Annotated in this window: 16 protein-coding genes, 1 other RNA gene and 1 pseudogene; 9 read left to right on the forward strand and 9 right to left on the reverse strand. The window is 42.7% G+C overall.

Going from position 1 to position 19177, the window contains the following annotated elements; translation table 11 throughout:
• Window positions 1-280 precede the first annotated feature (280 nt).
• Complete coding sequence (locus ACROAE_RS07585) at window positions 281-880, reverse strand: pentapeptide repeat-containing protein (protein ID WP_432400392.1); 600 nt, start codon at window positions 878-880, stop codon at window positions 281-283.
• Window positions 881-955: 75 nt separating this feature from the next.
• Between ACROAE_RS07585 and ACROAE_RS07590 the strand changes: the two genes are divergently transcribed.
• Window positions 956-1204, forward strand: a complete 249-nt coding sequence (locus tag ACROAE_RS07590) for a hypothetical protein (protein WP_432400393.1) — start codon at window positions 956-958, stop codon at window positions 1202-1204.
• A gap of 364 nt (window positions 1205-1568) precedes the next feature.
• Here ACROAE_RS07590 and ACROAE_RS07595 read toward each other — a convergent pair whose 3' ends face one another.
• The 3 genes from ACROAE_RS07595 to ACROAE_RS07605 all read right to left on the reverse strand — a co-directional run bounded on the left by ACROAE_RS07595 (window position 1569) and on the right by ACROAE_RS07605 (window position 5222).
• Complete coding sequence (locus ACROAE_RS07595; protein WP_432400394.1) at window positions 1569-2171, reverse strand: hypothetical protein; 603 nt, start codon at window positions 2169-2171, stop codon at window positions 1569-1571.
• A gap of 151 nt (window positions 2172-2322) precedes the next feature.
• Complete coding sequence (locus ACROAE_RS07600) at window positions 2323-4626, reverse strand: YgiQ family radical SAM protein (RefSeq protein ID WP_432400395.1); 2304 nt, start codon at window positions 4624-4626, stop codon at window positions 2323-2325.
• A 200-nt stretch (window positions 4627-4826) separates the two neighbouring features.
• Window positions 4827-5222, reverse strand: coding sequence for an MAPEG family protein (locus ACROAE_RS07605; RefSeq protein ID WP_432400396.1), 396 nt, complete (start codon window positions 5220-5222; stop codon window positions 4827-4829).
• Between the two features lie 173 nt (window positions 5223-5395).
• On the opposite strand from ACROAE_RS07605, the gene ACROAE_RS07610 reads away from it, so the two are divergent.
• The 3 genes from ACROAE_RS07610 to ACROAE_RS07620 all read left to right on the forward strand — a co-directional run bounded on the left by ACROAE_RS07610 (window position 5396) and on the right by ACROAE_RS07620 (window position 10772).
• Entirely contained in the window at window positions 5396-6616 is a 1221-nt protein-coding gene (locus tag ACROAE_RS07610) for a threonine/serine ThrE exporter family protein (protein ID WP_432400397.1), read from the forward strand.
• 205 nt (window positions 6617-6821) lie between these two features.
• Window positions 6822-8468: a ShlB/FhaC/HecB family hemolysin secretion/activation protein gene (locus ACROAE_RS07615; protein ID WP_432400399.1), complete on the forward strand. Its 1647-nt coding sequence runs from the start codon at window positions 6822-6824 to the stop codon at window positions 8466-8468.
• Between the two features lie 168 nt (window positions 8469-8636).
• Window positions 8637-10772: a TonB-dependent receptor gene (locus tag ACROAE_RS07620; protein WP_432400401.1), complete on the forward strand. Its 2136-nt coding sequence runs from the start codon at window positions 8637-8639 to the stop codon at window positions 10770-10772.
• A 108-nt stretch (window positions 10773-10880) separates the two neighbouring features.
• On the opposite strand, the pseudogene ACROAE_RS07625 reads toward ACROAE_RS07620, so the two are convergent.
• A pseudogene (locus ACROAE_RS07625) lies at window positions 10881-11183 on the reverse strand (TonB-dependent receptor domain-containing protein); the annotation flags it as partial.
• Window positions 11184-11553: 370 nt separating this feature from the next.
• On the opposite strand from ACROAE_RS07625, the gene ACROAE_RS07630 reads away from it, so the two are divergent.
• Window positions 11554-12381, forward strand: a complete 828-nt coding sequence (locus ACROAE_RS07630) for a mechanosensitive ion channel family protein (RefSeq protein WP_432400403.1) — start codon at window positions 11554-11556, stop codon at window positions 12379-12381.
• 159 nt (window positions 12382-12540) lie between these two features.
• On the opposite strand, the gene rnpB is transcribed toward ACROAE_RS07630, so the two are convergent.
• Together rnpB and rsmI are read right to left on the reverse strand one after the other, a co-directional pair.
• Window positions 12541-12908: RNase P RNA component class A (rnpB, locus tag ACROAE_RS07635), an RNA gene on the reverse strand.
• Between the two features lie 54 nt (window positions 12909-12962).
• Window positions 12963-13805 carry a 16S rRNA (cytidine(1402)-2'-O)-methyltransferase gene (gene rsmI / locus ACROAE_RS07640; RefSeq protein ID WP_432400405.1) on the reverse strand — a complete coding sequence of 281 codons (843 nt, stop codon included), beginning with the start codon at window positions 13803-13805 and terminating at the stop codon, window positions 12963-12965.
• Between the two features lie 89 nt (window positions 13806-13894).
• On the opposite strand from rsmI, the gene ACROAE_RS07645 reads away from it, so the two are divergent.
• From ACROAE_RS07645 to ACROAE_RS07660, 4 genes are all read left to right on the forward strand, one after another.
• Window positions 13895-15727, forward strand: a complete 1833-nt coding sequence (locus ACROAE_RS07645; RefSeq protein ID WP_432400407.1) for a penicillin-binding protein activator — start codon at window positions 13895-13897, stop codon at window positions 15725-15727.
• A complete protein-coding gene (locus ACROAE_RS07650; protein WP_432400409.1) occupies window positions 15724-16050 on the forward strand; it encodes a YraN family protein in 327 nt (108 codons plus the stop codon). The genes ACROAE_RS07645 and ACROAE_RS07650 overlap by 4 nt, the downstream gene beginning before the upstream one ends.
• A gap of 126 nt (window positions 16051-16176) precedes the next feature.
• Complete coding sequence (locus ACROAE_RS07655; protein WP_124017505.1) at window positions 16177-16770, forward strand: phosphoheptose isomerase; 594 nt, start codon at window positions 16177-16179, stop codon at window positions 16768-16770.
• Window positions 16770-17339, forward strand: coding sequence for a BON domain-containing protein (locus ACROAE_RS07660; protein ID WP_432400411.1), 570 nt, complete (start codon window positions 16770-16772; stop codon window positions 17337-17339). Before ACROAE_RS07655 ends, ACROAE_RS07660 begins: the two co-directional genes overlap by 1 nt.
• A gap of 109 nt (window positions 17340-17448) precedes the next feature.
• Here ACROAE_RS07660 and trpS read toward each other — a convergent pair whose 3' ends face one another.
• Complete coding sequence (trpS, locus tag ACROAE_RS07665; protein WP_432400413.1) at window positions 17449-18447, reverse strand: tryptophan--tRNA ligase; 999 nt, start codon at window positions 18445-18447, stop codon at window positions 17449-17451.
• A gap of 37 nt (window positions 18448-18484) precedes the next feature.
• The gene (locus ACROAE_RS07670; RefSeq protein WP_432400415.1) at window positions 18485-19177 is read right to left on the reverse strand and encodes a phosphoglycolate phosphatase; all 693 of its coding nucleotides are present in this window, start codon (window positions 19175-19177) and stop codon (window positions 18485-18487) included.

Below are 19177 nucleotides of genomic sequence, written 5' to 3' on the forward strand. Positions count from 1 at the left end.
AGACGCCGCAAGCACCTCCATGTGGGCTTAACCAAAACATCCCTTTTTTGGACACTCGCTGACTCATCTACACCTGTCATTATCTCTCTTCGATCTAACCTCTTGCGTGTCTGGAGGTAAAATATCAATAAAGATTTAAACAACATGATTCAAAATAAAAAGTGCCTCTGATACTAGAGGCATACATCTAGTAAAGTATTGACTATTCGACCAATTGGGTTAGATAGCTATGTTAATTCCACTAAGCGTTCGAAACTCGTCTTAAACGTCAGTCAGACTTTCAGTCAACGAGTTCAACACCTAAACTGTCCAATAGACTCAGTGCTTCGCTCCTTGAAAACTTTGCCTTTTTCACATTATTTTCAAAAACGTCAATAACGTATTCTTCTGAGTCACTGAAATCGACCCCTTGTAAATTTGTTCTCATAAATAAACTATGCCTAAAGTTACAATAAGTCATTGATGAATTAGTAAAGTCACCCTCGCGAAAGTCAACATCATGTAACTTACATTCATCCAAGACTAACTCGTGCAATTTAAGCCCAAAAAATGATGAGTCATTCAAAATACAACGCGTAAAGTTAAGTTCAAAATCTAAGTGGTATATAGCCCATTCAGCTTTCGCCCAATCAACACCGATTAATTTGCTATCTTGAAACCTAACTTCAAACAGCTTTGAATTAGAAAGGTCAACCAAGCTGAAATTACATCGTTCAAATATACAATTAAGGAATTTACAATTTTTGAACTGAGTTTCGGAGAAATCACAGTCTACAAACTGACAGTCCTCAAATTCGATATGATTAAATTGTTTATGCGAGCCAAGATGTTTTTCAAACAAAATATCTAGATAACTCTCACCATCAACTAACACTTTCATGATTTCCCATCCACCAACACTTTTTTAGACAGTACATCAGGTAGTTCGAGTAAACAAGATAGTCAATGTGATGGAATGAACACCCCATCTGAAGCGTTAGCATTTTCATTCTTTACCATAAAGAGGTGGCTGAAGCAGGCTACAAACACGGTAAAAAGCTCGATAATTTTCCGTCGCAATTTTTTCGCTGCTGTTGTTTGGTTAAAAAGCGAAAATGTTGCCGGAACGGCACAGGTGATCCAAGAGGGGATTGCTGTTGATCCCCTTTTGGCCCGTGCAGGGTGGAACCTTGCGATCTTAAGCGTTAGTGGCCGCAGACCATAAGTAAAACAACAAAAACTAACACCTGGATCCCGGCTCAAAAGCATTGCCGGGAAGACGTAACTAATGGAGTTTACTTGAACCAGAATAACGTTTATTCATACTCTGGTGTGGGCGACGCGCCACGACCTTAGTGGCCGCAGACCATAAGTAAAACAACAAAAACTAACACCTGGATCCCGGCTCAAAAGCATTGCCGGGAAGACGTAACTAATGGAGTTTACTTGAACCAGAGTAACGTTTATTCATACTCTGATGTGGGCGAAGCGCCACAAAGTTAGTGGCCGCAGGCCATAAGCAAAACGACAAAAACAAACACCTGGATCCCGGCTAAAAAGCATTGCCGGGAAGACGTAACGAATGGCGTTTACTCATACCCCCACGGTACAGGTGGTAACTCAACCGGTTTGGTTAAATCAAATTCCACTTTAAAATCACGATTTTCGCGTGTTAAACGATAAGTAAACGTATGTGCTTCAATCATCATCTGCCACACATTGGTGACCGATTGATCTAGACCATTTTGTTTAAAATTGACTATCGACTCATCATCCACTGGAAACGATTGCATATTGGCGGTACCGACATCGCGAGTGTCGCCACCGTACATAGTGACTTTGTCTTCGGAGCCATCTTTATGGCGATGGTCGTGTTTTAACTGTAAGCCCGTGTCGGTTTGGGTGATGACCCAGGTACGTGAATGATCTTCGCCTACATGAAATGGAATTTTTAACTGCTTATCGTTACATTCGCGCACATGCATAATTAGTGTTTTGCCACTAAAGCCATCATCTTCACTGCCACCAGCAGTAATTTTACCGGCAAAGGCTTGGCCACAAAGATCAGTTATTGCTTCAAAAAACTGTTGTTGCTGCACTGAGTTAGCCGCGTTACTTGGGAAGGCAATTAATGCCGCGCTACATACTAATGCGCTAGTGAAGTAACCACGTAATGTACTCGTTTTAGCCATGATGCTGATCCTTTGCTTATTGATATTTATTCTTGCACACAGAGTACACGCTTTACGTATGGAGGACTAGATAACCTCAACTCGGGATAGTAGATACACTAAACCCGCATAAATGCGGGTTTAGTGTATATCGCGCGATAAAGCTAACTGACTATTTCGCGTATTTAGACTTGGTTGCCCAACCGGTTTTGGCCGGACGTTTAGCCCCTGTGGCGTTTGCCGGCTGGCCAGTGCTTTTTACCGCAGCTTTAGATTTTTGTCCTGCGGGTTTGGCTTTGGTTTTCTCTGCTTTTGACGCGCCTTTGCGGTCTTCAAATTGATCAGCAGAAAAACGAGTCATGGCTTTTTGACCACCTTGGTCTTTAGCTTTAGCAGCAGGCTTTTGGCCCCACTTCACTTTACTTTGCTCATTACGAGTTTCTGGTGGCACTAAGTGATTTGGCCCATTACCAATAAGCGACTCTTTGCCCATCGCCACTAAGGCTTCACGGATCATCGGCCAGCCTGCAGGATCATGATAACGTAATAAGAATTTATGCAATTTACGTTGGCGACCTTTTTTCGGTACTGTCACTTGCTCACTATCATGTTTAACGTTTTTCAATGAGTTAAGCTCGGTATGATAAATGGTCGTCGCGTTAGCCATTGGCGATGGATAAAAGTTCTGTACTTGGTCAAGTTTAAACTTCTGTCCTTTTAACCATAGCGCAAGGTTAACCATATCTTCATCTGTGGTGCCTGGATGGGCCGAAATAAAATACGGAATTAAGAATTGCTCTTTACCGGCTTCCTTAGAAAACTTATCAAACAGTTCTTTAAACTTGTCATAGGTTCCCATGCCCGGCTTCATCATTTTACTGAGTGGGCCTTCTTCGGTATGTTCTGGGGCAATTTTTAAATAACCACCCACATGATGTTTAGCTAACTCTCTAATATATTCTGGGTTTTCGATAGCCAAATCGTAACGAACACCCGAAGCGATTAATACTTTTTTAATGCCTGGTACTTCACGTGCTGCTTTGTATAAGTCGATGGTGTGTTTATGGTCTGTGCCTAAATGGCCACAAATCGATGGGAATACGCACGACAAACGACGACAGGTTTTTTCCGCTTTTTCGCTAGTACAACCTAAACGGTACATGTTAGCTGTTGGGCCGCCTAGGTCAGAAATAACGCCGGTAAACCCAGGCACTTTTTCTTGAATGTCTTTAATTTCTTTAATAATCGACTCTTGCGAGCGACTTTGAATAATACGCCCTTCATGTTCGGTAATCGAACAGAATGAACAGCCACCAAAACACCCACGCATGATATTGATTGAAGTCTTAATCATATCGTAAGCAGGAATTTTTTCTTTGCCATACATCGGATGCGGAATACGCTGATAAGGCAAGTCGAATACCGCGTCCATCTCGTCAGTGTTTAATGGCCACGCAGGCGGGTTTACCCATACACCACGGTTTGCATCATGCGGTTGAAACAGCGCGCGAGCACAACCTGGATTTTGCTCTTGGTGCAAAATACGCGAGGCATGCGCATACAAATATTTATCTTCGCTGACTTTGTCGTAAGCAGGCAATAGCACATAGGTTTTTTCCCATGGCTTAGGACGAGGTGGTTGAATACTTATGGGCTTTGGCGCATCGTTATCAAAAATTTTGTTGTCTGTTGGCCCAGATAAATTACTACAACCCACATCGTCAGCGCCATAAGGGCTCGGCAAGGGTTCAATTTTATGCAGTTGGTCTATTTTACGCGAATCCATACCACGCCAACCCGGCATAGGGTCTTTACGCATCACAGCCGTACCACGAACATCGTCAATGTCGCTAATCGCTTCACCTGCAGCAATACGACGAGCCACTTCCATTAATGGGCGCTCGGCATTACCGTAAATTAAGATGTCGGCTTTGGCGTCAAAAATCACACTGCGACGCACTTTATCAGACCAATAATCATAATGAGCAATACGGCGCAAACTGGCTTCAATACCACCAATGACAACAGGCACTTCTTTAAAGGCTTCTTTACAGCGCTGGGTGTATACGGTTACGGCACGATCTGGGCGCTTGCCGCCAATATCACCAGCGGTGTAAGCGTCGTCATGACGTAACTTGCGGTCTGCTGTGTAGCGGTTAATCATTGAATCCATGTTGCCAGCTGTCACCCCAAAAAACAGGTTAGGACGGCCAAGCTGCATAAAGTCTTCTTTATTTGACCAATCAGGCTGAGAAATAATCCCCACACGGTAACCTTGGGCCTCTAACATCCGCCCAATCACCGCCATACCAAAACTTGGATGGTCCACATACGCATCGCCTGTTACGACAATAATATCGCAACTATCCCAGCCTAAAATATCCATCTCTTTGCGAGACATGGGTAAAAAAGGTGCTGTTCCGAAGCTATGCGCCCAAAACTTTGGATAATTAAATAACGTTGACTCAACTTGCATGTATATGACCTACATAAATGGGGGAAATCAGTCTCATTGATCCGATGATAATCTCAGCCTAAAGCTGAATTTAACGGACGCGGAGTATAGCAGTACAGTGGCACTAAGTGTGACTAAAAAAGCAGCAAAAGTGAAATATTTTATCAGTAATTAACCTTATAAAAAGTGGTGATAAGCGCGTATCACCACGTATTAGACGGCTACAGACCTAAAAAGAAGCCAATATTAGCAACAGCTAAACTCAATAGCACTATCCAGGTCATTAATACACCCCAAAAACGGCCAAAATGAAGTCCGCCTTTACCCTGATTAAGCCCAATGGCGTGCAATAGACGAGCAACAATCCACACGGTACCAACGATGTGTAATAAATAATCTGGCATGCCGTTGAGTTCAGCTAACACCAATAACACCATAACGACGGGGGCGTTTTCAACTAAGTTGCCGTGTGCGCGAATGGCAAGTGATAACGCCTGATTACCGCCATCACCAATGCCAATTTTATTCAATCGACGTAACTTAACCACTTTATAAGCTAACCCAAGTAACAATAGTGCAGTTAACCCTGCGTATAATCCCGAAATCATTAATGTCATGCCTTAATCCTTAATTCGACTATATTATTATTTTGACATCAGCATTTAATATCACAATGCTAATATGAGCTAAAACCACATTTTGAATCAGTTTGGCTATAAACACACGACCTTATCGGTTAATATTCGCGCCAAAATAACATCAATACTTTAATAAGAGTGACTACTGCCCAGTGGATAATCAGGATTTTTTAGAAAAACGCAGATTTATCATTAAGTTAGGAAAGTACCTGCATAAGTTTGGTACGCCGGCGTATCGCTTAGAATCCCACCTGCAAACAGTATGTAGCACGCTAGGCATTGAAGGTTATTTTTTAATATCGCCCACTTCGATGACTTTTGTACTGCAACATGACACTGAGCAAGAGTATAACCACGTAGCGCGAGTTAAACCTGGCGAACTTGATTTGGGCTCATTGGCACGAACTTTTGAATTAGTTGAAGAGCTCAGTTCAGGCCAGCGCACCTTACAAGAAGCACTGGACCGTCTAGAAGAAATTGCCAACAAACCTAACCCTTATGGCCATAAACTGACACTGCTAGCCTTTGGCTCAAGTGCTGGGGCGTTTGCTATGTTAATGGGCACCGGTTGGCATGATGTTTTTTGGTCTGCCATTCTAGGCTTATTAGTTTATAGCTTGGTATTTTGGGCCGAACGCTCAAAGCGCATAGCTGAAATGCTCGAACCTATGGCAGCAGTAATGTGCGCAATTTTAGCCACGGCCATCTCGCAATTTGACCCGAGCATTAATTTGCCAGTGACCATTTTATCGGGGATCATTATTTTTGTGCCGGGCTTAGCCCTTACCTTAGGTTTAGCAGAACTGGCGGCGCGCGATTTAATCTCTGGTACAGCACGTATTATGGATGCGGTAATGCAGTTATTTAAACTGTATTTTGGTGCGGTACTCGGCATGACCATTGGTAAAGCGATATTTGGTGATGTCACCTATATTGACCCTATCCCCTTACCTCGCTGGGCCATATGGTCTGCGGTGCCATTATTGTCGATGTCATTGGTGATTATTTTTAAAGCGCGCCTTAAAGACTCTCCATGGGGCGTGTTTGCCGGTATTGTGGCCTTTTTCTCGGCAATGCTTGGAGGGATTTATTTAGGTGAATCCATTGGTATTTTTGTTGGTGCATTGGCCGTTGGTATTTACTCCAACTTATATGCACGTTGGATGAAAGCTCCGGTATCGATAGCCTTACTGCAAGGGATTGTTATTTTGGTACCTGGCAGCAAAACCTACATTGGTTTAAACGCCCTTATCTCCGGTGAAACTATGCTTAATCAAGCACATTTAGGCTCGCAAATTTTTCTGATTTTTATGTCGTTAATTGCGGGGCTGATTTTTGCAAACGTTGTAGTTCCGCCGCGCCGTTCATTGTAGTCATTCCACTCTCCCAGCAAAAGGGCTGCCGACTGGGCAGCCCGTTATTACTCAAGTCACGCTAAAACCTTTAAACACTTGACTATTGTCTCATTCAAGTGTGTTATTAAGGCAAGTGATAACGCAAACGCTTCATTTTACTTACACTAATTTAACGTTTGACGTGTCCGTGACATATAACAAAAATAATATTGAGGACGAATTTATGCCAAGATCTGTAATGGCAGCCGGTTTTTTCGTCATTTTGCTCTCTCACACTAGCGCCAGCGCTAATGATGAGCCGGTGGAAAGCCCACCCGCTGTATCGACAGTGAACAAACATGATGTCGACAAGGTCGCTAGTATCGTCATTGTCAGCCACCCTATTTTTGATGAGTCAGCCCCTGACGCTATTTTTCTCCATCGTTGGGCTAATTACTTACACATCAACACCCAAGAATCGACCATTCTCAATAGCTTAAGTTTTGAAGAAGGCGATAAAATCACCGAAAAAGATCTCTACGAAGCGCAACGTCTACTGCGTTATGAGCCTTATATTCGCGATGCCGAAATTAATATCGCGCGCAAAGACCCATTGGCCGGAGACAATGTTGAAGACGTGGTATTAGTAGAGACCTGGGACAATTGGTCGCTATTGCCTACGGTAAGTTTGAGTAAAAACGGTGGCGATACCAAATACTCGTTCGGAATTAAAGAAGATAACTTGCTGGGTTTAGGCGTACAAACCAAAATAAAATACCAATCAAGTGCCGACAGAACAGGTTATAAATTTGCCTTTGACGCACCAGTGAGATGGGTTAAACATGGCAATATTGCCGTTGATTTTTATGATAACAGCGACGGCCAGGCCTCTGCATTAGCCTTTAATAAACCCTTTTACGCCTTAGACACCAAAGATATGTATGGCGCAGCGTGGTCAACCGACACTCGCATTGACACCATTAGACAAAATGGCAAAGACATTTACGAATTTGAGCATATTATCGATTATGCCAATATCGGTTTTGGCTGGTTAGTCGATAGACAAGCCGATTACTTACAGCGTATCAGTGTTGGCGTAACACAAGAACAGCACCTGTTTAATAACCTTGATATCTATCCTGATTCGCCACTGCCGTTAGACCGCGATTTTATTTACCCCTGGCTAAGTTACGAATACTTGCAAGACCAGTACACCGTGCTCAATAACATTCACTTAATCAATAACAACGAAGACTTTAACCTAGGCTGGCGCCATGTGGTCACCCTTGGCCTAGAAACCAATGATGTTGCCGACAGTTCAGCGCTGGGTTATCACTTAAATGTATTGACCACCCGTGGCTGGCAGCAAGATAATCAATTACTGCTAATGAGTTTAACTGGCAGAACTGACATACAAACAGGTCAACAAGACTTTTATAATGTGGGTTTATCGGCAGAATACTTCCATCAAATAAACCCTAAATGGACTGCCTACTCTAAAGCTAGAGTCGCTACATCGCACAATAACTACCTCGATCAAACCTTTGCCTTAGGAGACGAGACGGGTGTACGAGGTTATCCTAACGATTATCAACATGGTGATAATCAATGGTTATTTACCAGCGAAATCCGTTATTACCCTAATATCAATTTATATCAATTAGCAGAATTAGGCTGGGCACTGTTTGCCGATATAGGCCAAGCTTCTGGCGGCCCAGATCAGCAAAATGAAGTCAGTGGTCCTATTGGCAGCATTGGTATAGGTGCAAGATTATACTCATCAAAATCGAGTTACGGCAACGTTGCCCACATTGATATTGCCATGCCAATGACATCGGGTAACGACATTAATTCATGGGAATTTCGCTTCCAGGTGAAGGAGCATTTTTAATTCTGTTAGTAATGCTACGATAAAGCCAGTTGCACACTTTCATCTCCATCATAGCCATTTAATCATGAGCTAATTTGTAAAGATCTGATTGTATTTGTAAATTACATGCAAATACAAATGATAACTAATATCATCAAGCCGGATTTTTACACTAATGGATTATAAGTGATGTTTAAACTGACTCAACTTTCGACCGCTACACGTTACGCGCTTTGTTTACTTGCCTTACCCACCTATGTTGCTGCAGATGAGATTCAACCCGTAACATCAATGGAAAGAATGATCGTTACGGGTAGTCGTTTGGCCGAGCGAATAGATGAAGTCCCCTCATCAGTGACGTTAATTGACCAGCAAGCTTTAGCACAAGACATGCTAATTACCACTGAACTACAAAATCTATTGGCTTTTCGGGTGCCCGGACTAGCACCTAGTACTGGCACTTCAAGTAACTCAGGGCAAAACTTACGCGGTCGTGCAGCATTAGTCCTCATCGACGGTGTGCCACAGTCCACACCGCTGCGTAATGGTCAATTAGATATCAGCTCTATCGATGCTGGCGTTATTGAACGAATTGAGGTGATTAAAGGCTCTACTTCCATCTACGGTAATGGCGCATCAGGCGGGATAATTAACTACATCACAAAACACGCTAGCGAGGATAAAGCACGAGTCAAAGTGGGGGTTTCGAGTAAATTTAGCGCCGTCAAGTTGCAAGACAGTGCGGGATACAGAGTTGATACCTCAATCGATGGAACCCTTGACGATTTTAGTTATGTTTTTAGTGCTATTACGGAAAAAACAGGGGTTGAACGTGACGCTGAAGGTGACATTATTGGCTTAGTTTATGGTTTATCAGAAACCGAATCGAATAACTTTTTTACTAAACTCGGTTACCAATTTGATGACGATAAGTCGATTAAATTAACTTACAACTACTATGAAGCTCAACAAGACGCGGACTTAATCGATGTGATTGGCAGCGTCAACTCAGGCGTTAAAACCTACGCGATTAAAAATACCACTGGCATCGCTAAACAAGGTGTACCACAAGGCCCACGTGGTAATCATAACTTGATGCTGAAATATGTAGACCAAGACATTTTTAACAACACTCAATTAACCTTAGATGGTTACGTACAAAAAATAGAAAATATGTTTTTTTATTCAACAGCACTAGCAAATTTGAGTGAAGGCTATACCGGTGGACAGTCATTAATCAAGTCAGAAAAAAAGGGCATGCGAGTTAACTTCGTCAGCCAAGTAGATTGGGATAATATTGAGTCGACGTTTATTTATGGACTTGATGCACTCGAGGACATCAGCTCACAACCGCTAGAAGATGGCCGAATTTGGGTGCCAGAGATGGACATGAAAAATTTGGCCTTTTATTTACAAACAAAATTTGTCATCGCTGAAGATTGGATAATCAAAGCCGGTATTCGACAAGACAGTGTTGACTTAACCGTTGATGATTACCAAACCTTAAAATTATGTAGCACAGAAAGCACTTGCTCAGTGCCTTTTGACGTCGCGGGTGGTGATTTAGCTTATGACTCAACGACCTACAACATTGGACTTCGTTATAATTTAAACGATGCATTTAGTCCGTTTATGAGTTTTTCTCAAGGCGCAGATATTTCGGATTTAGGTCGACTATTAAGGACTGCAACAGTCAATGACATCAATTTGATCCGCACAGAGGCATCGATTGTTGATAACTACGAAGTAGGGGTTTCGGGTCAAATGGGTGACTTACGTTATGAAGTTGCCGCCTATCGTAGCCAATCTGAACTAGGCACCAGTAACAGTTTTGATGCGACCACAGGTGTGTATTTACCCGTGCGAGCTCCCCAGAAAATATGGGGGTATGAAGCACAGTTTGACTATAACGTAACCGAAGATATCAGCACCGGCTTAAGCTATAGCTGGATTGAAGGTAAAGACACAGAAGCAGATGTGTACCTTGATGGCAGCACAATATCGGCGCCCAAATTTACAAGCTATGTAAATTGGCAAGCAAACGACGCAATCAATTTGGGCATTAATTATATTTATGTAGGCGACCGTAATCGCTTTGAAAAAATTAATGACCAATATGTAGGCGCTCAAGGTCCAATAGAGCATTACAGCGTAGTGAACCTATCAAGTAGTTATCAGTTTAACCAATGGCAGCTTTCGCTTGGGGTAGAAAATTTACTTAATGAAGATTACTTTTCTGCACGCTCGCAAGCTTATACATACGGTGGTTACAACACAAAATCCTTAGGTACGACTATTAATCTTGGCGTAAAAGCCAGTTTTTAATCGTTATCATATAAATATTTTACAGCAGGAATAAAAATGGGAGTGAAATTAAATTCACTCCCAAAATATTTTCGCTATTAAACAAGCTGTGTAAATTTCAATATCGAACTAAAAATGATGCGAGACCTGCATGACCACTTCTCTTGGTGCACCAGGGAAGTGGCCATTACGCTCTGAGAATCCACTGATAGCATATTCTTTATCAAACAGGTTTTTCACATTCAGCTGAAACTGGGTTTGTTGCCATGTCGTGGTCCAGCTCATGTCGAACACAGTGTAAGGCTTGACTATTTGATCGTCATCACTAACCTGCTCACTGACGTAATCAGCACCAAAAGCAATTGCCGACTGCAAACTGTCGATATCATACCGGGTCCATAAACCCGCTTGATGTCGCGGCGCATTGACAAAAAATAAATTTATTTTATATAAAACCATGTTACTCGTAGTCATAGCGGGTAACCATGTCATTTATTCCGTTAACGTTCATTTTATGTAATAGATCTAAGTTATGTAATAGATATAAGCTTGCAGTTAATTTCGGTTTCCAAGTCATGATACCCGTCATTAATTCATGCAAAAACAAACTCTTTCCAGCCACCCTTAAAGTGATCTGCGTCACATTACCTCATAATTGTGTTAAGCTTTCCGCGATAACAACATAGTCACATTGAGTTATAAAATTTAACATATCAAGTTGATATCTAATCAAATGTAAGAGCCAATACAAGTGGCTCGTCAAACATAAAGCAAATATTCCTTTTTTTGCAGGAGGCATTAAATGCAAGACTACGTAGAACAAATCGATATTAATCAATACCTACCGTTAATAATTGATGTAGGGATCAATGTATTATTAGCTGGGCTAATTTTGATTGTTGGTTTTTATATTGCTAATAAAGTGAGCTCAATCATCAATAAAATTGGTGAAAGTTACGATAAGCTCGACAACACATTATTCCGTTTTTTAGGCAGTGTAGCGAAGTACATCATTCTCGCTTTTGTTGCTATTGCGGTGTTAAATCGTTTTGGCGTGCAAACAGCCTCTATTGTGGCATTGTTAGGTGCTGCTGGTTTAGCTGTTGGTTTAGCATTACAAGGAACATTATCTAACCTTGCTGCTGGCGTAATGTTATTATTATTCCGTCCTTATAAAGTAGGTGACTTTATTAGCGCTGCAGATCGATTCGGTAATGTTCAAGAAATCGATTTATTCACCACGATCCTTAAAACGTTTGATAATCAGCACATTATTGTGCCGAACAGTCAAATTTGGGGGGCTCAAATCGTTAACCATTCCTTCCATGATATTCGTGGAGTAGATATGCACTTTGGTGTGGCTTACAAAGAAAATACCGATGAAGTACGCAAAGTTATTAATGCTGTATTGGCAGCACATCCACATATTTTAAAAGACCCGGCACCATTTGTTGAAGTTGAAACCTTAAATGACAGTTCAGTGGACTTCTTGGTCCGCCCTTTCTGTCATGGTGAACATTACTTCGCCATCCTGTACTCAATCCCTGAGCAAATCAAAAAAGCACTGGATGAAGCTGGTATTGAAATTCCTTTCCCACACAGAAAGCTGATCATCGAAAAAGAGCAATAATCTCTTCGTTTTTATTAGCCTATAAATCGCGCCATTGATGGCTAGCCGTATATGGCATGTTATTTGTTTAACCAAGTTATCTTTATTAAATTTTCCAGGCTTTAGCTTTCGCCCATAAAAACAAAAGGCCTCGCATTGCTGCGAGGCCTTTCATATAAAGAGGTGAGTTGGCCGATAAGCCGGGTCCTGTCGTGGACAGTTATTCATCTAGGCCTGCAATCGCTCACAGGCTCAAGCAACCTACCCGGTTCCTACGCGAGCAGCGCATATACTATTTAAAGTAATGGAACCCTATTTGGTCTTGCTTCGGGTAGAGTTTACCTTGCTACGAACTATTGCTAGCCGCACGGTGCGCTCTTACCGCACCCTTTCACCCTTACCATTTTAGCCGAAGCCAAAATGGCGGTCTCCTCTCTGTTGCACTTGTCGTCGGTTCACACCGCCCAGGCGTTACCTGGTACCCTGCTCTTTGAAGCCCGGACTTTCCTCCCCGTACCTAAGTACGCGGCAACTGTCTGGCCAACTCGGCGCGGATTATAACGTAAGCAAGCCGACAAACCAATGCTAAAAAACACTCACTGTTATAAATCCAACTCGAGACCGTATTTATACAAGGCGTTTTTCTTCAATCCGTGAATTTGCGCTGCGATAGCGGCCGCTTTTTTAAGCGGTAATTCTTCGCTTAATAGTTTTAACGTCGCGACTGCAACCGCAGGAATGCCCTCTTCATCAGATAAAGCAAAACCATGACACATTAAGACAATTTCACCTTTTTGCTGATTGTCATCCGCTTCTACCATGGCAAGTACCTCTGCGGCGGTGCCAGTTAAAAAGGTTTCAAAGGTTTTAGTCACTTCGCGCGCCATCACCACTTGCCTATCGTCGCCTAATACTTGTGCAATAGCGTTTAAACTGTATACAATCCGGTGCGGCGATTCATAGAAGATTAAAGTGCGAGGATCTTCTTTTAGCATTTCAAGCTTATCGATACGGGCTTTTTCTTTTGAAGGTAAAAAGCCTTCAAAGCTAAAGCGATCGGAAGGTAAGCCTGATGCGCTTAGCGCCGTAATAGCAGCACATGCTCCGGGTAATGGCACCACGCGATGACCAGCTTGGCGAACATGATTAACCAAATGATATCCAGGGTCCGAAATAAGCGGAGTGCCCGCATCTGAAATCAACGCTATCGATTTGCCTTGATTAAGTTGCTCAACAATCCATTGAGCACGGTCACGCTCATTATGGTCATGTAATGCTGTTTTACGGGTTTCAATACCAAAGTGACTCAGCAGTTTTCCGCTGTGCCTGGTGTCTTCACAAGCGATTAAATCGACTTGCTGCAACACCTCTAATGCACGAGCGCTGATGTCGCCTAAATTACCTATAGGGGTGGGAACAATATACAGCGCGACCATTTGGTCCATAATTACCTCGATAATGAATCTACCTGATACTTTCGCCCAGCGTAAGAGCAGGTTAAACTAGTGCCAGTATCTTAACAGAGTGAAGCCAAGTGTTAAAAAGACTGAATACAACAAAATTAGTGTGCGCGATGATTTTCTCTGTCTTATTGGTAGGTTGTGCTACTGAGCAACAGCGAAAGCAAAGAGAGTATGTTGAAATAAGCACATCGTTGGTTGCCGCCGAACATCCGGCTAAAATCTACTTAACCGAAGCCAAAAATAGCAGTTTACCAGAAAAACGTGACCGTTATTTATTACTGGCAGCTCATGCTTACATTAATAATGGTAACGTTAATTCAGCCACCAGTATTTTAACCTCGATGCAAAAGTCGATGGTGAATGTGCCGACGCTTCAAGCTGAACATATTTACTTGCGTGCTCGCATTACAGAAAAAACAACAAGCCCTGAAGCCGCATTAGAGGTATTGCAATATCCTCCACATTGGCAGCTTCCTCGTTGGCAGATGGCAAGTTATCACCAATATAAAGCCAAGTTGTATAAAAACACCCAACAATCGATTGATCAGGTTAAGCAACTGAGTTTACTGAGTAACTATTTACCTAAATCAGAAACCACCGCGGTCAACAATGTCATTTGGTCGATATTGCAGCCACTGCAAGAAGAAACGGTACAGTCGTTTATGCGCGACCCGTCAAATCCTATTTTTGCAGGCTGGTTACAGTTAACGTATATCGCTAAACATTATGCCGTTGAACCCACTCAGTTAGTGCGTTATTTAGGTGAATGGCAGCGCAATAACCCATATCACCCAGCAGCCATTAAGCTGCCAGCCGATCTTGAAAAAGCCTTAAGTGCCAAGCCATTTAGACCACAGAACATTGCGGTATTATTGCCATTAACCGGTCCGCGAGCCGCTGTTGCCGAACCTATCCGTCAAGGGATTATCGCCAGTTACTTGTCTGAATATGACAGTAATGTTGCCGTTAATTTTTACGATACTCAGCTCGGTGTTGTTGCCGCTTATAATGACGCAGTCACCCAAGGGGCTGAGTTCATTATTGGGCCTTTGCTCCCTAATGAAGTAGAAGAGCTGCAAAAACTAAATGATAAGCAAAAGGGCTCGATTCCACAGCTCTATTTAAATCAGACAGAACATTTTAATCCGCAGCCAAATCAGTTTTATTTTTCGCTGTCTCCAGCACAAGAAGCCAGTGACGCAGCACATAAACTGTTTAGTGACGGTGTGAAGTTACCGCTTTTATTGGCCAGTAACGACCCGATTGGTAAGCGCATGGCAGAAAGCTTTAAGCAAACCTGGCTTACGTTAACCAGCGACAATGCCGAAGTGCATTATTATGATCCGGGCGACCAAATTAAAGTTGCGGTACAAGAAGCATTGGGCGTAAACGACAGCCAGGCACGTATTAGTCGAATGAAAGATTTATTAGGCAGCCGCTTAGAGTCGGATTTTCGTTCTCGCCAAGATATTGATGCCATTTACATGATTTCAGGTTCACAAGACTTGGCGTTATTAAAACCATTTTTAGACGTTAACTTTAGTGTGTTCTCGGAACCTGTGGCGTTATACACCACCAGTCGCAGTCGTTTAGAAACCGAGTCAACCCAGGCGGCTCAAGATCTTAATAACTTGATGATAAGTGATATACCGTGGTTAATGCGTCCAAGCAGCGAAACGCAAATGGTGTCTGAGTTATGGAGCTCTTGGAACAACAGCCAAAAACGGCTCTATGTGATGGGATTTGACTCACTTGAGCTAGTCAATCGCTTAGCTCAAATGCGGGCATTCCCGGGCTATCAATTTATGGGCCGTAGCGGTGCATTGTCGGTGAAGTCTAATGGGGTGATTGATCGCCAGTTATCGTGGGGCAAATACACTCAAGGGCAACTAAAACCGCTATGAATCGCGGCCAGTTAGCAGAGCAACGCGCCAGAATTTATCTTGAACAACAAGGTCTGACGTTTGTAGAGGCTAACGTACGTTATCCGTTTGGTGAAATTGATTTAGTGATGCGCCAACAAGACGTGTGGGTGTTTGTTGAGGTGAAATTTAGGGCGTCAAACCAATTTGGCGGCGCCATTAATGCACTGACCGCGAAACAAATCACTCGCATTCGTTTAGCAGCAGATCATTACCTACAAAGACAAAAAGTAAATCCACCTTGTCGCTTTGATGTTATTGCGATGAGTATTAATGAAATAAACTGGCTACAAGGCTGTTTTTAAGCCACAACTGATTACCATCACTTGGTTTTGTGGCATCATACATCCACATTGCCGGCGCGGATTGATTAGCGTATTAAAAGCTTGTCACCGATATGGGTAGAGATTATTTATCGTAAGGATTGTTGCATGTTAGAACGTATTAAAGATAGTTTCACCGAATCAATTCAGACCAAAATTGATGCTGCTGAAGCGCTACCTGAGTCAATTGAAAAAGCAGCAGAGATGATGGTGCAATGTCTTCTTGGCGGCAATAAAATTCTATCTTGTGGTAATGGTGGTAGTGCTGGCGATGCGCAACATTTTTCAGCAGAATTACTGAACCGTTATGAAATTGAGCGTCCGCCGTTACCGGCTATTGCATTAAGCTGCGACACGTCAACCATTACTGCTATTGCTAACGATTACAGCTACGACGAGATTTTTTCTAAGCAAATTTTAGCCTTAGGTCAACCGGGTGATATTTTACTGGCCATTTCAACCAGTGGTAACTCTGGCAACATCATCAAAGCAATGGAAGCAGCCTTAAGCCGCGATATGACCATTGTTGCCTTAACCGGTAAAGACGGTGGTGCAATGGCTGGCTTAATGAGTGCGGGTGACGTGGAAATCCGTGTACCATCAAATGTGACTGCACGTATTCAAGAAGTGCACTTACTGGTCATTCATTGCTTGTGCGATAACATCGACCGCACCTTATTCCCACAGGATGAGCAGGCATAATGAATAGATTATTCGTCGTCTCTGTATTTGCATTACTGCTACAAGGGTGTGCTGGTGCCGTTATGGTTGGTGCTGTGAGCGGTGCTAAAATGGCAAATGATGAACGCAGCATGAGTACGCAAATCAGCGACACCAATGCTGACTTTACGATTGCGAGCGCCTTGTCTAAATACGATGACTTGAATAATCAAACCAATATTGCTGCTGTTGTAATGAATAATAATGTATTGATGATTGGCCAGGCGCCAAACTCAATGCTGCGTGATAAAGCCATTACTGTGGTGCAAGACTTACAAATTGGCGGCAAAATACATAATCAAATCCGTATTGGTACGCCAACCTCTTTTACCACGCGCAGTAATGACACTTGGGTAACCACCAAAGTAAAAGGGCGCATGCTAAACGAAAAGTCGCTCGACATTACCCGCATTAAAGTTATTACCGAAAATGGTGAAGTATTTTTATTAGGGTTAATTGACCGCAAGCAAGCTGATCTCGCAGTTGAGATTGCCCGCAATACTGCCGGTGTACGTAAAGTGGTTAAGGTGTTTGAGTACACAGAACTTTAACCTCAGCCATGCTATGCCATTATTGAAAAGCCATCGACAATCGATGGCTTTTTTATGGATAAAAAAAACCAGTGAATCATCACTGGCTTTAGGTGGTTATCGATTTGGTTTATACAATCAAACCAATTTTGTCGTAAACCTTTTTAATGGTCACTTCTGCACGAGCTCGGGCTTTTTCAGCGCCTTCTGCCATGACTTGTCTTAAGAATGCATCATCTGCACGGTATTCTTTAAAGCGGGCTTGTAATGGCTCTAACATGCCAACAACAGCTTCACCGGTGGCCACTTTCAAATGGCCGTACATTTTACCTTCAAACTCAGCTTCTAAAGACGCAATTGATTGCCCTGTACAGCCAGACATTAAACTCAATAGGTTAGACACACCAGGCTTTTGCTCCATATCAAAACGCACAACTGGTGGCTCTTCGCTGTCGGTCATGGCTTTTTTCACTTTCTTTAAAATCGCTTTAGGATCTTCAAGTAGCCCAATCACGTTATTGCGGTTGTCATCTGACTTGGACATTTTTTTCAACGGGTCTTGCAGCGACATCACCTTAGCGCCATGCTCAGGAATGAACGGCTCAGGAATAGTAAACGTGTCGCCGTATGCGTTATTGAAACGAGTCGCAATATCGCGTGTTAGCTCTAAGTGTTGCTTTTGGTCTTGGCCGACGGGGATTTCATTGGCTTGATAAAGCAAAATGTCCGCTGCCATTAATACTGGGTAACCGTATAAACCAACATTGATGTTATTGGCGTGCTTTTGCGACTTGTCTTTAAACTGTGTCATGCGATTTAACTCACCCATTTGGGTGTAACAGTTTAACGCCCAACCTAATTGGGTGTGCTGTGGTACTTGAGATTGAATAAACACGGTGCTTTTTTTAGGGTCAACACCACAAGCAAGATAAAGCGCTAAGGTGTCTAAACAGGCCTCACGCAGTTTTTGCGGATCTTGACGAACCGTAATGGCATGTAAATCTACGACACAGTATAAGCAATCATGGCTATCTTGCATGGCAACCCATTGACGTAGTGCGCCCATATAATTACCTATGGTTAATTCGCCTGATGGCTGTGCACCGCTGAGAACTATGGGTTTGGTCATGTGTTTTATTGCTCCAGATTATCTTATAAAATTCAAATTATTGAGAAAGTAAGTATTGCGCTATGTCGGCAAAGTTTTCGCATACCGCATTAGGTTCACTTAAGCCGATATCTTCGCCGTAGTTATAGCCGTAGGTCAAGCCAATCGACATGACATTTGCCGCTTTGGCCGCTAAAATATCATTCTTTGAGTCACCCACCATCAGTAATTGCGTGGTATTTAATTGCCATTGCTGTAATAAATGCTGCAAAGGCATTGGATCGGGTTTCATTTTAGCCAGCGAGTCGCCACCTAATACCTCAGAAAACAATCCATCGAGACCAAACGCACTGAGTAATGGTACGGTAAAACGGTACGGTTTATTGGTCACTACGGCCAGTTTATAACCCGCTTGCTTTAATTGTTGCAATACGATGAGTACATCTGAGTACAAACGGCTGTGCTGCTGTAAGTGCTCACCATAATGATGCATAAAGCGCGGCATAATCTGTGTTAACTGTGTTTGTAATTCAGCGCTATCTTGTGCCGTTGAAGAGGCATGGCTTAACGCTCTTTGCATCAACACTTGTGCACCATTGCCTACCCAACTGCGGACTAACGCTTCTGATACTGAGGGTAAATGACATTCAACCAAAGTGGCGTTAGTCGCGGCGGTTAAATCCGGGACACTATCAATTAATGTCCCATCTAAATCAAACGCTATGGCTTGAATATTTGTCCATTGATTCAT

Origin of the sequence: Shewanella sp. MF05960 (assembly GCF_050849305.1) — a bacterium.
Taxonomy (GTDB): domain Bacteria; phylum Pseudomonadota; class Gammaproteobacteria; order Enterobacterales; family Shewanellaceae; genus Shewanella.